This window comes from Plectonema cf. radiosum LEGE 06105 (assembly GCF_015207665.1).
Taxonomy (GTDB): domain Bacteria; phylum Cyanobacteriota; class Cyanobacteriia; order Cyanobacteriales; family Nostocaceae; genus Rivularia; species Rivularia radiosa_A.
The window spans coordinates 1-15,106 of the sequence record NZ_JADEWL010000014.1; the positions used below are offsets into that span (position 1 = coordinate 1).

At 35.7% G+C, this 15,106-nt stretch carries 10 protein-coding genes; 5 read left to right on the forward strand and 5 right to left on the reverse strand.

From position 1 onward, the window contains the following. Window positions 1–39: 39 nt before the first annotated feature. A complete protein-coding gene (locus IQ247_RS06675) occupies window positions 40–1,752 on the forward strand; it encodes a diflavin flavoprotein (RefSeq protein ID WP_193918283.1) in 1,713 nt (570 codons plus the stop codon). 128 nt (window positions 1,753–1,880) lie between these two features. On the opposite strand, the gene IQ247_RS06680 is transcribed toward IQ247_RS06675, so the two are convergent. Continuing rightward, window positions 1,881–2,585 (reverse strand): response regulator transcription factor, encoded by a 705-nt coding sequence (locus IQ247_RS06680; protein WP_193918285.1) that lies wholly within the window; start codon window positions 2,583–2,585, stop codon window positions 1,881–1,883. Between the two features lie 264 nt (window positions 2,586–2,849). Then, a complete protein-coding gene (locus tag IQ247_RS06685; protein ID WP_193918287.1) occupies window positions 2,850–3,089 on the reverse strand; it encodes a hypothetical protein in 240 nt (79 codons plus the stop codon). 406 nt (window positions 3,090–3,495) lie between these two features. On the opposite strand from IQ247_RS06685, the gene IQ247_RS06690 reads away from it, so the two are divergent. The 4 genes from IQ247_RS06690 (at window position 3,496) to IQ247_RS06705 (ending at window position 9,949) form a co-directional block, all read left to right on the forward strand. Continuing rightward, on the forward strand, window positions 3,496–4,029 hold the full coding sequence (locus IQ247_RS06690; RefSeq protein WP_193918290.1) for a universal stress protein: 534 nt from the start codon (window positions 3,496–3,498) through the stop codon (window positions 4,027–4,029). A gap of 507 nt (window positions 4,030–4,536) precedes the next feature. Then, window positions 4,537–7,710 carry a PAS domain S-box protein gene (locus IQ247_RS06695; protein WP_193918292.1) on the forward strand — a complete coding sequence of 1,058 codons (3,174 nt, stop codon included), beginning with the start codon at window positions 4,537–4,539 and terminating at the stop codon, window positions 7,708–7,710. A 510-nt stretch (window positions 7,711–8,220) separates the two neighbouring features. Beyond that, window positions 8,221–9,030, forward strand: coding sequence for a hypothetical protein (locus IQ247_RS06700; RefSeq protein ID WP_193918295.1), 810 nt, complete (start codon window positions 8,221–8,223; stop codon window positions 9,028–9,030). 358 nt (window positions 9,031–9,388) lie between these two features. Continuing rightward, the gene (locus tag IQ247_RS06705; RefSeq protein WP_193918297.1) at window positions 9,389–9,949 is read left to right on the forward strand and encodes a DUF3611 family protein; all 561 of its coding nucleotides are present in this window, start codon (window positions 9,389–9,391) and stop codon (window positions 9,947–9,949) included. Window positions 9,950–10,070: 121 nt separating this feature from the next. On the opposite strand, the gene IQ247_RS06710 is transcribed toward IQ247_RS06705, so the two are convergent. The 3 genes from IQ247_RS06710 to IQ247_RS06720 form a co-directional block, all read right to left on the reverse strand. Then, window positions 10,071–11,198: an FAD-dependent oxidoreductase gene (locus IQ247_RS06710; RefSeq protein ID WP_193918298.1), complete on the reverse strand. Its 1,128-nt coding sequence runs from the start codon at window positions 11,196–11,198 to the stop codon at window positions 10,071–10,073. Between the two features lie 9 nt (window positions 11,199–11,207). Next, window positions 11,208–12,257: a tetraprenyl-beta-curcumene synthase gene (gene tbcS, locus IQ247_RS06715; protein WP_193918301.1), complete on the reverse strand. Its 1,050-nt coding sequence runs from the start codon at window positions 12,255–12,257 to the stop codon at window positions 11,208–11,210. A 671-nt stretch (window positions 12,258–12,928) separates the two neighbouring features. Next, window positions 12,929–14,950: a serine hydrolase gene (locus tag IQ247_RS06720; RefSeq protein WP_193918303.1), complete on the reverse strand. Its 2,022-nt coding sequence runs from the start codon at window positions 14,948–14,950 to the stop codon at window positions 12,929–12,931. Window positions 14,951–15,106 lie beyond the last annotated feature (156 nt).

Sequence of the window (15,106 nt, forward strand, 5' to 3'; positions counted from 1 at the left end):
CTCTTCCCCCTCTACCCCCTCTTCCCCTCGCATTCAGCCATGATAGAAAACAAGCCTCGTGACGTTCAAATTCTCCCGATTGCTACAGATACTACTATATTGCGATCGCGCAGTTGGACGCGGTTACGATTTGAGATCGAATACGCTTTGAGTAAAGGTACCACTGCTAATTCTTATTTAATTCAAGCCGATAAAATTGCACTGATTGATCCTCCGGGAGAAACTTTTACAGAAAAATACTTAGACGCTTTGCAGCAAAGGTTTGATGTTACTCAGATTGATTATATAATTATCGGTCATGTCAATCCCAACCGTGCGGCGACTTTGAAGGCTTTACTTGCAATTGCCCCCCAAGTAAAATTTGTATGTTCTAATCCTGGTGCCATCAATTTACGTAAAGCTTTAGAAAACGAAGATTTACCAGTTATAGTCATGCGGGGAGAAGAAAGCCTTGATTTAGGCAAAGGACATAATTTAGAATTTATTCCTACTCCCAACCCTCGTTATCCCGATCATCTTTGCACCTACGATCCCCAAACAGAAATTCTCTACACGGATAAATTATTTGGCGCACATATTTGCGGAGACCAAGTTTTTGATGAAGGTTGGAAAATTTTTGTCGAAGATAGACGTTATTATTATGACTGCTTGATGGCACCCCACGCCCGTCAAGTGGAAACTGCTTTAGATAAGATTTCCGATTTTTCTTTGAGGATGTATGCGCCGAATCATGGACCATTAGTACGTTACGGCTTAATCGATCTAACAGAAGCTTATCGCCAGTGGAGCAAACAGCAAACTACTCAAGATACTAGCGTTGCATTAATTTATGCTTCTGCCTACGGAAATACCGCAACATTAGCCCAGGCGATCGCCAGGGGAATAACCAAAGCCGGAGTGGCAGTAGAATCAATTAATTGCGAAGCTGTTGAACCAGAAGAAATTAAAACAGCAGTAGAAAAAGCATCCGGTTTTATAATTGGTTCTCCGACTCTGGGAGGTCATGCACCGACGCAAATTCAAACAGCTTTAGGTATTATCCTTTCTACGGCTACTAAAAGTAAACTTGCTGGTGTATTTGGTTCCTTTGGTTGGAGTGGGGAAGCAGTTGACATTTTAGAAGGAAAACTCAAAGATGCTGGATTCCGTTTTGGTTTCGATCCAATTAGAGTTAAGTTCAAACCCGATGAAAAAACCCTGCAAATGTGCGAAGAAGCGGGAGTTGATTTCGCTCAAGCATTGAAAAAAACCAAAAAAGTCAGGACACCAACTCAACCTTCCACAACTGTGGAACAAGCGGTGGGAAGAATTATTGGTTCTTTGTGTGTTGTTACAGCTAAACAAGGAGATATTTCTAGTGCGATGTTAGCTTCCTGGGTATCCCAAGCTAGCTTTAATCCACCCGGCTTAACCATTGCTGTAGCTAAAGATAGAGCCTTAGAATCTTTGATGTATTCGGGTAATTCTTTTGTACTTAATGTATTAAAAGAAGGTGGTCATTTAGGATTGATGAAACACTTTCTCAAACCCTTCAGTCCTGGTGAAGATAGATTTGCAGGGGTTGAAACTGAAGAAGCTGGTAACGGTTCACCTGCTCTTACTGATGCTTTAGCATATGTAGAATGTTCCGTTAAATCACGTATGGAATGCGGCGACCATTGGTTAGTTTATGCCACCGTAGATAACGGTAAAGTATTGAATAATGAAGCTGTGACAGCAGTACATTATCGGAAAACGGGAACGCATTATTAAATTTTGGATTTTAGATTTTAGATTTTGGATTGTAATTACCATAATCATTCGTCGGGTTTTTAGGATGATTATGTGATGTGACAAACAATTTAAGTTAAAAACCCGACTTCTCACTCCACTAGATGAATTTAAAATAAAGCTTCTGGAGTTTTTTCTTCAATTGGTTGATTCAAACGATAACCAATACCGTAAACTGTTTCGATTGTATTACTAGGTACACCAGCAGCTTTCAATTTCATTCGCAATCCTTTGATATGAGTGCGAACTGCTTCTTCTGTGGGAGCATCTTCATAAGACCACAAATGATCTAAAATCATGTTGCAATTAAATACAATATGAGTATTTCGCAAAAAAAGCTCTAATAAAGCGTATTCTTTGGGAGTTAAAGAAATCAGTTTTTGATTATAAGTTACTTCATAACGTTTGGGGTCAAGTTGTAAATTACCCCACTTTAAAACAGGTAAAGATTTTATTTTTCCTCTACGTAAAAGCGCTCTAACACGAGCAGTTAGCTCTTCTTGATCGAAAGGTTTAACTATGTAGTCATCTGCTCCAGCATCCAAACCGATGGCTTTTTCATGAGGACAATTTAATGCTGTTAATAACATGATTGGGGTTTGCAAACCGTCAGAGCGTACCAATCGGCAAAGACTAATACCATCTAATTTTGGTAAACTAATGTCCAGGATGATTAAATCATAATCAAAAAGTTTGATGAATCCCCAAGCCTCTTCTCCATCAGAAGCAATTTCAATCACATAATTGCAATTGCTCAGAATCAGACTCAAGGCTTTTGCTACATATTGGTCATCTTCTACAATTAAGATTTTCATCCCCATAGCTTTTTCAGCATCAAAGCAGTAAAAGATTAATATGACAAAACTTAATCTACTTAATCTAAATCTTAGAATACTGACTCAATGATGCTTTGCTTTACTTAACAAATATCAATTATTATTTATATATTTTAAATTTTTGAAATTGGGAAAATTTTCATCTTGAATAGAACAGCATTAAACCACCCCCTAATAATTAGAGAGCGGCCAAAATAGAATTATCAAAAAATGTTTCACTGTGGTGTTTTGTTGATTTAACTATTAAACTTGCATGAGAGCAAGCTCTGATGAAATCATCGAAGATTTAGAAGAACTTAAACTAGATTTGTCTATTTTTTGATGCATTTTAGACAATCTATTCGATATTACTTCTGTAAAGGAATGTGAATTTGGCAAAGCACATACAGGCATTTCTTGCCAGCAAGTCGGACAAAACCAGTAAGTATGGTTATTACTAATGTGAGATAAAAGTGTATCGTTACAGCAAGGACAGAAATTCATGGTTGTTGTTTTCCTCGATTAATTATTGACGATTATTTCAGAAATGCAAAAGTGCGAAAAAATCAGCAGATAAATATTAATACTTTAATCATAGAAAAAAAATATGAGGAAGTTGTGAGTAATATCAAAGATTTTTTATGACGAAAATAAGCTGATGAGAGACAGTAAAGGGTTTGTTTGTAATTAGGATTTAAGGGCTTAATATAAATTAATAAATCTCCAAAAATACTTGTTTTTCCATGGAAAAGTAGTATTCAATACATTTTGATCCCTCATGCTCTAGATGGGCTAAACAAAATTTAATCCTCACAAAATCCTCATATTGTTCAACTATAAAAAAGATAGAGGCCAGGAAGAATTTAATGGTTACGAATTACTAATTATTCAATAAAGAAGGATTAATATCATGTTTAATAGAATCCTTGTTGCAATCGATAATTCAGTTCAGAGTCAGCAAGTGCTTGATGAAGCTGTATCTCTAGCAAAAGTAACAGATGGACACTTAATGTTGCTACACGTTTTATCTCCATTTGATGAGCAATATACTGACCCTTTGTTTTTACAGCCAACAATTCTTTATCCCCAATTACAGCCAAATAATAGTAAGTATGCCAACGACTGGGAAAACTTGAAAAATAAGAGATTAGAATGGTTGCGATCGCTGGGCGAAGAAGTGAGTAAATTAGGAGTTGAAACCGAATTTTCTCAAAATATTGGTGAACCATCTCAAATGATTTGCGATATGGCTCGAAATTGGGAAGCTGATGTAATTGTAATCGGTCGTCGCGGTCGTCGGGGAATCAGTGAACTTCTGTTGGGTAGTGTGAGTAATTATGTGCTTCATCATGCTCCTTGTTCGGTGTTAACAGTACAAGGAATAATTGATCATCCTGACGAAACACCTTCAACAGCAAAGGTGCAGGCTACAAGTAGAAGTTGAATAAACAAACATCTTGCTAAATTCCCCTCAAATATAAATTATCTAAATTTATCGATGTAGAGACACAATACCCAAAGTGTTTCTACATTTTTTAACTGTTAAGTTTTGAAAAATTGCTAGAATACTAAGGTGACTTGTTTCTAAAATTGAAATAGATAATTAATTAATTAAATAAACATCTCCGATAAAGACGCGATATATCGCGTCTCTACAAGGGTTTCGGTTAACACATATTTCATTTCCGGAGATGTCTAATAAATAAATAATTAATGTCAGTTGGTGTTGAAAATAGTGATTAGGATTGAGGAGTAGTTACTTGGGGAATAACAAGTAGTGGTAAGGCTTTGTAAACCTGTGCTATTTGTGTTTATTTTCACCGAGTTAGTTAATTAATTTGATTATATTCTAAAGCATTATTCTGTAAAACAGATTTTTTTCGCAAAAATTGAGTTAAATTGACGATATATATAACCTAATTGCCTTGATTGTTTACAAGGCATTTGTACTATGTCATATATTACCGAGTTTAATAATTTACTTACTTTAAATCGCGTTATTGATACTTATTGTTTAACAGTTACACCAGAAACATTGGTCAGCGATGCAATTAGTTTGATGTTGAATATCAGTTATGGAGATGAAGACAAGGCAAGCTGTGTTTTAATTGTTCAAGAATGTTGTTTGATGGGGATATTTACTCAAGCAGATGCACTCAGACTGGCTGCTTCTGGTAGAGATTTATCATCGATAAAAATAGGTGAGGTGATGAGACGAGAAATCATCAGCTTAAAAAAATCACCAAACCAAGATGTTTTTACAGTATTACGAGTAATGGGTGAGCATCGAATATCCCATTTACCTGTTGTGGATGAAAAAGATAATTTTATCGGAATTATTGAAGAAAAAAAATTATTACGAATGCTTGTAGATGAAGATGATGGTATTATCGACATTTTGCAAAAACAAGTTGAATTAGAAACAAAAATTAGCGAGCTAAACTATGCAAATGCTGATTGCAACCAGGCAATTATAGATATTTCAGCAGCAGAAGCGCAAATTAAATTCGATGCGAATATTTTAGCTCATGTCAGTGATGCAGTTATTGCTATTGATAACGAACAGAAAATTATTTATTTAAATAAACGAGCCGAAGAGCAATATAATATTAATGCTGCGGAATTTATTGGACAAAATTTATCATCCGTTTATGAATATAGTTGGCTAAATTTACAGGATAAGCAAACTGCTAAAGAAAGTTTATCAGCAACAGGTTGGTGGCAGGGAGAAAACATTCATATTAAAAAGAATGGAGAGCAAATTTACGTTGAGTTATCAGTTTGTTTTCTGAATAATAATAACGGCGAAAAGATTGGCTTATTAGCTGTAATTAGAGATATTACTCAACGCAAACAAGCCGAAGAAAAGTTACGTCAAACAGAAGCTTTGCTGCAAGAAGCGCAAAGAATTGCTAAAATTGGCAGTTGGTCATGGGATTTAACAACAGATGAAACTTGGTGGTCAGAAGAATTTTATCGATTTTTTAATCGCAATCAAGATAATATTAATCCTGATATTCAAGCTATCAATCAATTTATTTATGAAGAGGATAGAGAACGAGTAAATCAGCTAATTAAAAATGCTATCGAGCAAGGTATTCCTTATGAAACAGAATTTCGATTTATCCATTCTGATGGAACTCTTGGTTACGCATTTTCTTGTGGAAAAGTAGAACGAGATGAAACAGGAAAAATTGTGCGTTTTTATGGTATTTCTAAAGATATCAGCGAATATAAACAAGCAGAAGTAGCATTACGAGAAAGTGAAGAACGATTCCGTACAATGGCAGATACAGCCCCTGTATTGATTTGGATGGCTGGATGTGACAAATCTTGTAATTATTTTAATGCTAACTGGTTGGAATTTACCGGACGAACTTTAGAGGAAGAAATTGGTAACGGTTGGATAGAAGGAGTTCATCCCGATGATAGAGAAAGCTGTGTAGAAATTTATTTTAATGCTTTTGATGCTCGTCAAGGGTTTTCCATGGAATACCGTCTACAAAATCGAAATCACGAATATCGCTGGATTTTGGATAAGGGTAGTCCTAGATTTAATGCTGATGGAAGTTTTGCTGGCTATATTGGTTCTTGCATAGATATAACCGAGCGTAAACAAGCGGAAGAGAAAATTGCTGAGCAAGCAGCTTTACTTGATGTTGCGACAGATGCAATCTTATTAATCAGTTTAGAAGGAAAAATTTTATACTGCAACCAAGGTGCAGAGCGGATGTACGGTTGGACAGCAGAAGAAATTTTAGGAAAAAGTGCCAACGAGCTTTTGTATGAAGATTTTTCTTTAGAATTACTCGAAGCACTCCAAGGAGTAAAACGCAGTGGTTCTTGGCAAGGTGAGTTAAGAAAAATTACTAAACAAGGTAGAGAAATTACTGTTGCGAGCCGTTGGACTTCAGTGCGCGATCGAGCCGGCAACCCAAAATCAATTTTGAGCGTAGATACCGACATCACCGAGAAAAAACAGCTTGAAAACCAATTTCTCCGTGTTCAACGCTTAGAAAGTTTGGGTACATTAGCAAGCGGTATCGCTCACGATTTAAATAATATGCTCACACCAATTTTGGCGATCGCGCAGTTACTGCCGCTCAAACTTGGGAATGTAGATGAAACTTCCCAGGGAATGCTGGTAATGCTGGAAGCAAATGCCAAACGAGGGGCTAATTTAGTCAAGCAAGTGCTTTCATTTGCTCGTGGTGATGAAGGTAAGCATACTGTGGTACAAGTCAAGCATCTTTTGAAAGATATTGAAGACTTTGTAAGAGGAACATTTCCCAAAAACATTGAAATTGACAGAGATTTACCAGCAGAATTGTGGACAGTTTCAGCAGATACGACTCAACTGCATCAGGTGTTGATGAATTTAGTAGTAAATGCTCGCGATGCAATGCCAGATGGAGGGATTTTGACAATAGCAGCTCGGAACAAATTTGTCGATGAAAGCTATGCCAAAATGAATATTGAAGCAAAAGTAGGTGCTTATGTTGTAATTACCATTGCTGATACTGGAATTGGTATTTCTCCACAAATTATAGATAGAATTTTTGACCCATTTTTTACTACTAAAGAAATTGGTAAAGGTACAGGATTAGGTTTATCAACGGTATTGGGTATTGTCAAAAACCACGGTGGTTTTATTGAAGTATCGAGCAAAATAGGACAAGGTACTCAATTCAAAATTTATCTCCCAACCATAGAAGGAGATGTTTCATCAATACCAGAAAACAAGCAGTTACCCAGAGGAAATCAAGAATTAATTTTAGTTGTAGATGATGAAACTGGGATTTGTGAAATTATTAAATCCACCCTTGAGAGCTATAATTTTCGCGTAGTTACAGCCAAAGATGGTATTGAAGCAATTGCATTTTACGTACAGCATAAAAAAGAAATTAATGTTGTTTTAATGGATATAATGATGCCATCAATGGACGGTGTAACAGCTATCCGCACTTTGCAACAAATGAATCCCAAAATCAAAATTATTGCGATGAGTGGATTAGTTTCTACTGAAGCTTTAGCCCAAGCATCAGGTACTAGCATTCAAGGATTTTTAGCTAAACCTTTTGGTGCAGATGAATTATTAAGTATTTTAGAAAAAGTGACAGGGTAGCAATTGTAAAGACATTTTTATCAGCTTCTTCTGTATAAGAATTTCCAGTTGCAAATTATATCTTAAGAGGTATTTAAATAATGATTGAAATTATGTCTTTAAACTCTTGACAATTTTGCAAAAATAATATTTGAATAAACAGAAGTCTGTAAATTTTTAATTTTTCGCATTGTTTTAAATTGGTCTAAATAATAAAAATATATATCTCAACTTAAATTCTCATATTTTTTCTGTCTGAACTCTTTCTTGAGATAGAAGCGAATACTTTGTTTATGTTTTATTCTTGACAGAGTTAAATATCTGAAATTCTGCGACCTATAGCCTATCTAATAAAAAATTAGTAATTATATATAGCTGTAAATCCAAAGAAAAAATAGTGATAAGCAGTGTGAGGAGGATAGGTAAAATTTTAAATAATAATCCTTAACAGACATTTCAGATAATTAATTTGAGTAGTTTTTTCTAACTACGATTATTTAGTAGATACAAACATTTGGAGGACAGTTTTTCATGTTAAATAAATTTCGTTCAAAGGCTTTAGCTTTAGCATTAGCTGCTGTAATTCTTCCAGCTTGTGCAGAAACAGCAGACAACGTTACACAACAAGAAAGAGAAAATGTGACAGCTGAGGAAGTTGCTGATAACACCAATAAATATATCGGTCAAACTGTAACTATCAGAAGCAACGCTATAAATAAAATTAGTCCTGCGACATTTGCTGTTACTGATGATGACTTTTTTGGTGGTGATACCATTTTAGTCGTGAATGCAACGGGAGAAACTCAACCGCTTCCTGAAGGTACAGAATTGCAAATTACGGGTGAAGTTCAGAACTTTGCGACTGCTGATATTAATCAAAAGTATAAGTTAGAACTAGACTCGAAAGATTATCAAACATTTGAAGGTAAACCAGCAATGATTGCTCAGTCAATTGCGCCAGCACCAAAACCAGGTCAAATTACCACAAATCCCGACCAATATTACAATCAAGTGATTGCGGTACCTGGTGAAATCAAAGATGTAACTGGTAATAATGTATTTGTTCTTGAAGATCAGGCATTAATCGGTGCTAACGACTTATTAGTTTTAGTACCAAATGATCCAGATGTGGTTCCATATCAACAGAATGTTAAATTAGGTGAAACCGTTGTTGCTACAGGTACTTTGGAACAGTTTGTAATTGTTGATTTGGAGAGAGAATATAACTTTGCTTGGGATAATAATGTGCGGACACAATTGGAAGCAGACTACAAAGAAAAACCAGTTTTGATCGTAAAAACTATCTATCCTTCAGCATTACCTAATTCGTTAGAAAAGTAGGTTGATATTTCCACATAGTTGAACAGTCATATGTTTTGAGAAATGGGGGTTTTCATAAAAATGAAAATCTCCTCTTTTATATATACTTACAAAGCAAGTTAGAACTTCATCTTGTTGAACTAAGCAAAATTAATCTTAAATTGTGATACTATCTATCTTTTGAAAGAAGAATAACTTAAATAAGAATAGATAAACTAATACTAAATTTAGGGCGTTGCTGATTGAAAGTATGGAGTTTTCTCTAGAGCCGTAAAAATCTCAAAAATTGTTGTTAAATCATGCCGAAAATTAAAATTCATACTCCTATTTAGCAACGTCAAATTTAGTCTAGTTAGTTTATCACACAGCAAAAATATCCATGCAATCAAAAACATCTTTATCTTCCCCCAGCAAACAAGAATTTGCCGGAACCTTTCGTCTTCTTGGTAGAATTAGCTTTTGGATTCATTTAGTTTTAGGTGCTGTTGCTGGAATTATCTTGCTATTAGTTATGTTCAGCCGTAATTTTAGCGATATAAATAGTCCTTTTATTGGATTAGGAATATTTTTAGGAGTATGTGGTGTAATTGCGGTAGCTTTCCGAATATTTTGGGCTTATCGTTATACTCGTTTAGCCAAACGTTTACAGTTAGCTGATACTAATTTACACCCTAAGAAAGAAGATATTATTAGAGTTTTGCGTGTTGGTTTAATTATTAGTTTGATAGGAATTGGCTTAGGTTTTTTAGCCACTGAAGAAACTGTAATTGCCGTTTTAGCAAAAACTCTGGCTCAACCCCAGGGAGTAGCAGTTTATAATCCTGAAACAGTAGTACGTTCTGTTGATTTACTTCTGATACTTGCAGATGTGACTATTATTGGCGCTCATTTTTTGGGTAGTGTTAATTCTTTGGGATTAGTTGAATGGTTGGATAATTAATGGAAGTCAGTGATAGGGTAAGCGCATCTAAATTTTGTGCTTCAGGATACAGAATATTTTCCTAAAGTATAGAGTGATGTATGTAACTTGATTGAAATAATAGATTGAAGAGCAAATCGGGCTAATATCTAAGAGATGCTATAACCTCGTGATAAGGGACGACACCAGCGACTGCATGACTGATTTGTTGAGCAACGCGAGGGTTTTGTTTCATCAGCCAGATCAGTAGGTAATTCATAAATGACAATTTTCTGAACGCTTTGATGCGTAGACCCGCACGGAGATCGGCTTCAAAATGAGATTCGTAGAGATACTGCCAATTGTCTGCTGCGGCATCGGGACTGTTGCCCATGTTAATGGCTTGTGCAACATGGAAACCACTTTTGAGTGCATTCGCAATTCCCTCACCTGTTAACGGATCGGTTAGATTTGCTGCATCTCCAATCCTAAGAATTTTTCCATCAGCAACCTTATTTCCTTTCTTAGCAGTTGCCAGAGGGAATACCTTTGGAGGTTGTTGGCTCACCACCTTACTTTGCATCTGTCGTACAATTTCGTTGCTCTGGATAAATTGCTTAAAAAGTTGAATAATATTGGTGTTTATTTTCTGGTATTCATCTAACCAAACTCCAACCCCAACATTGAATTTAATAGAGTTCTGCTGCGTAGAAACTGGAAAAATCCAGCCATAGCCATTTACTCCCAAGCTGCGGTCAAAGTGAATTTGGGCTTCAGTTAACTCCTTTTCGGAGAAATCTTGCCGATTAAGAGTCCAATAAGCACGAATAGCGATCGCATTCACCTCGCCTGCATAAACGCCACGTGCATCAATAATAGTGTCAAATGCATCATACAACCCCTGATGATGCCAATTATTTTTGTTAATAGTCTGAGTCAGAAAATTACATCCTGCATCAATTGCTTTCTCATAAAGTAATTGATCGAACACAAGTCGAGGAATACAATAAGCTTCAAGTTTTGTCGTTTCACTATGATAAATTTGATTAGAAACTCCCAAAAAAAAACGGTGAATGGGGGCATAGTCCGAAGCCAATTTTCTGATATCCTGCGGGTAAATTCCCATCATCGATACTGCTTGGATGGATTCAATGCTAATACCATCGCCACATATTTTGTCTTTAGGAAAACATTTTTTGTCGAGTAGGGTAACATCATGCCCACTTCTTGCTAAGTGATATCCAGCTGAACATCCTGCTGGGCCTGCACCAACAACCGCAATTTTAGACATAGTTGAACCTCAATGAGACATAAGTAAACGACTCCGGAAGAAAAAGGATGCTGGATTACCACCCAAATGAATCAATTGTTTTGCTATATTCTGAACTTCCTGTTGCTTTTTGACTTTCTTGTTCGAGAGGTAAACTCCTAATAGCGCTTGATTGATCAATTGATGAAACCGAGTATGAGGTAATTGAGAAACGCTTCGCATTGCATTTTCAATAAAATACTCGAATCGTTCGACTATTTCATCGTTGTTTTTGTAATAAAAGCAAAAGTTTAAATCTCCATTAATGCGATCCTCCTCCTGGTCAATTAAATAATCTAGTAAGATATGTAATCCTTGAACCCACGGAAAGTAACTATTCTTAACCTGAAGAGTCAGCTCATCGGATAAATTCCGGTCGAATGCATAAGCCACCAAACAAAAAATTCCCAGGGTTGATCCAGCACAAGCAGAAAATTCATACCAGCGAAGCGGAGGAAGATTTTCCTGGTGCGAACAAAACCAAGTCTTTAATCGTGGAACCCGCTCATCAAGCTTGACATGCTTATGGACTTGCAAATCGCAGTAATAATTTGCTAGTTCATGCAGTGTCGGCGCAATTTTTGAATAATTCGATAGTTTACGCAATACTAACTGGCAAGTTCTAACCAATTTTTGTAGATAACCACCATCTGCTTGATCGCCCCGAGCCCAATAATAATTTGTGTCTTGTGAATCTAGCATAAGCGCATGAACCATCGATTCATGTAAGGCGCGGAAATCTTCGGGATCGAGCGAGTTACTGCGATCGCACAAATTATCTAAATAATCACTAATGGTTTGATAAGCAACGATAAATTCGACCGCTTCGTGCCAATGGCTCATGGCAAGTAATCCGTAGATTGAGCCACCTTCACAGTGAAATTGTTTGTCTTCAATACTTGTACAGGCTTGCTTGCGAAGTTCTAAATTTGGAATTTGCTGCGCTTGAATCTTCCAGTGATTTAAGTAATTCCGAACTGCTGGAAATACCTTGAAGTAAGTTTCTGACATCAACCCCCAGGGAGAAACTGGAATATCCATAAGTAGTTAGTTATAATAAATTTCTTATATAAATATTCTTGTATATTGGCATTTAATGCTAAATTTTATACTGCCAATTTAGTGTTATATTTATGTTTTCAAGGAAGCTTAAGTACTCTTCCATAGCTTCTCGCTCCTGGCAACAAATTTTAGGTTAAAATTTAATAATTGCGGTTACGAAAATAATATCCTATCCAATAATCACTACTTATAACTCTCTCTTTGGAGTTATGTAAATGTTTTACATAATCATACATAAGCTAGAATAGCTATAAGATTTTTTGTGGTAATCAAATCAGGGTAAGCGCATTTAATTTTGTAACTAAAAGTACAGATAGTTTTCCTGAAGTATGTATAGGTGTATACAATTTGAGCATGAAATGTGTTAAGTACTACGCTAATGAGCAAAGCATAAGAACGCATATTAGGGACAGTCTTATGTCATCACGATTTAAATCTCCTCGCATAAAAACTAAAAGCTCAAAGTAAATCAAAGTATGAGTCAAATTTGACCTCTATTCCCAACTTTGAATCTAAGTATTTTTTCACATCTCAATTCGGATTGCTATAAGAGCTTCAAGCTCGGAATTCCCAGTCGGAGAGAGACTGGGAACTAGTTATTTAATCAGTTATTTATAAATTGCACCGTAATACATCTTACATTAAAACTATTAAAATTTAAATCCTAAAAGATTCCAATAACCTAAGAAAAGAATAAAAAATAATCCAGCTAAAGTTATTAAAGAATAGTGTATTCTCGCAAATATTGACCAGTATTTATATTTCCAAATTACTATAGCAAAAGTTATTAATGCCACAGTTAAAGCAGTGGTAATTAATGGCAGTATTAATAAAGCAACTACTATAGTTGGTACGCCATAAACTAATTTCCAAAAACCGATAAGCCATAGCGATAAAGGTAAACCAATTAAGAAGATTAAATTTAAAGTAGCAGCGAAACCAGCTATCATCCAAGCACTATTAAATTGAGTTTCAAATTGAGCAGATTTACCTCGGAAATTGCGAATAATTGGACGTATCGGATACATAATAAACGCTGAGAAAAACACAATGGAACAGAAAGCTAAAATACCCAGTTGCACCCAAATACTTTCATACCAGGCAATTTTATGATACGCTCCTATTTTTGCGAAAAGAGGATTAAACGCAAATTCTATTTCTCCGTTGCTATTTTCACCAAATGCTGTAAAGGCATTATCTGATGGTCTTCTAAATAATAGTTTATCAATCGGCACTAATTCTTTATCTGGCATTTTACCGACAAAAAGTAAATTGGGAGTATTTATTATTAGGTTCCCAGTATCAGTTTTTTTAATATTAATATCTTTAAAAGGCGCAGTTACTTTTGCTAAAGTGTTGTGGGGATATTCAACATCACGGTAATTACCTGTAAATCTTTCAAGTTGCTCTTGATTTAAAGGAAGAGTTTTGGCGTATACAGGTGGTTTGGTAACGGGAAAATATCGGTCAAAAAATTGATTTAAGAATTGATTACTTAATCCAGCAAAACTATTAGTAGCAATAAAAATACCAATATTTTGGTCTGGCATTAAAGTAAGAGAAGCAGAATATCCACGCAAACTTCCTAAATGTCCCCAGGTACGAAGATTATTTACCCACCGCTCGCGGAAACTGTAACCAGTACCTGGTAACAATGGATGGTGAGCAAAGTGTCTTGTAAGCATTTCGCGCACAGTAGCTTCTTTGAGAATGCGCGTATCTTGATAACGTCCGTATTGCAAATATGCATTCATAAAGTGAGTCATATCTGTAGCCGTTGTACTTAATGCTGCTGCTGGTGCAATATTTAGATACAAGTAAGGAACGGCTTGATATTTACCTTGACGATATTGATAACCTGTAGCTAAATTGTCCGCTAATTCTGGTGGTGGTGGCTGTAGAAAGGTGGTGTGACGCATCGACAGCGGTTGCAAAATATTTTTGTCAATGTACTCAACAAAAGGGGTTTGAGAAATTGTTTCGACTAAATAACCTAATAAAGCAGTACTATGACTGGAATAACTATAAAGAGTACCAGGTTGCCATTCAATTATGGGCATATACTTAGCTAAATAATCGCCCAGTGGTAACATTTTTTCAGGTGTGTCAGCTGCAAGTCCGATGCGTCGTTTGGTAGTACCATCGGTATGCATCATCATTTGGGCTGCCGTTACTGGTTGAGGAAAAGGATTTTTGATTTGAAACTTTTTCAGATATTTATTTGCATCAGTATTTATATCTAGTTTTTCTTGTTCCGATAGCTGCATTGCTGCTGTTGCTGTAAATAATTTGGAGAGAGAAGCAACCCGAAACAGTGTAGAGTCAGCATCTACCGGAATCTTTTTTTCTACATTTGCATAACCATAACCCTGAGTAAAAAATACTTTTCCATCCTTAACTACAGAAATAACTGCTCCAGGTATGTGAGATTTTGACATCTCCTGATTCATGAATTTATTTACCCATGCTGAAAATTCCTGAGAGTTACTTAAACCGGGTGCGGAGTTAGATGGTTTTACTGGTGGTTGCGGTTGTGTCGGTTGCGGTTGCTGAGAATCGATTGGTGGAGCAAATTGTGGAATATTTCTAGCCATTGTAAAGCCAGAAAGAGATAAAAATAGAATAAATCCCATGAATCCAATGTATACGCGCTTTGTCCACTTGTTAATCATGGTTCTCCAAATCATCTTTTAATTCAAAAAACATCGCAATTCTGTTAAAATTCTAAATATTCATTCATATTTATTTAACAGCTTTTAAAATTTAGATTAATTAAATTAACCAGTTATTTTTATCCTTCTCTAGATGGATATTATTTATAAGAGTCT

Excerpts from the sequence above, each read along its gene's own strand:
- IQ247_RS06695 (WP_193918292.1), top strand. The coding sequence starts at position 4,537 with ATGTCATATATTACCGAGTTTAATAATTTACTTACTTTAAATCGCGTT.
- IQ247_RS06720 (WP_193918303.1), bottom strand. The coding sequence starts at position 14,950 with ATGATTAACAAGTGGACAAAGCGCGTATACATTGGATTCATGGGATTT.
- IQ247_RS06675 (WP_193918283.1), top strand. The coding sequence starts at position 40 with ATGATAGAAAACAAGCCTCGTGACGTTCAAATTCTCCCGATTGCTACA.
- IQ247_RS06705 (WP_193918297.1), top strand. The coding sequence starts at position 9,389 with ATGCAATCAAAAACATCTTTATCTTCCCCCAGCAAACAAGAATTTGCC.
- IQ247_RS06690 (WP_193918290.1), top strand. The coding sequence starts at position 3,496 with ATGTTTAATAGAATCCTTGTTGCAATCGATAATTCAGTTCAGAGTCAG.
- tbcS (WP_193918301.1), bottom strand. The coding sequence starts at position 12,257 with ATGGATATTCCAGTTTCTCCCTGGGGGTTGATGTCAGAAACTTACTTC.
- IQ247_RS06680 (WP_193918285.1), bottom strand. The coding sequence starts at position 2,585 with ATGAAAATCTTAATTGTAGAAGATGACCAATATGTAGCAAAAGCCTTG.
- IQ247_RS06710 (WP_193918298.1), bottom strand. The coding sequence starts at position 11,198 with ATGTCTAAAATTGCGGTTGTTGGTGCAGGCCCAGCAGGATGTTCAGCT.
- IQ247_RS06700 (WP_193918295.1), top strand. The coding sequence starts at position 8,221 with ATGTTAAATAAATTTCGTTCAAAGGCTTTAGCTTTAGCATTAGCTGCT.
- IQ247_RS06685 (WP_193918287.1), bottom strand. The coding sequence starts at position 3,089 with ATGAATTTCTGTCCTTGCTGTAACGATACACTTTTATCTCACATTAGT.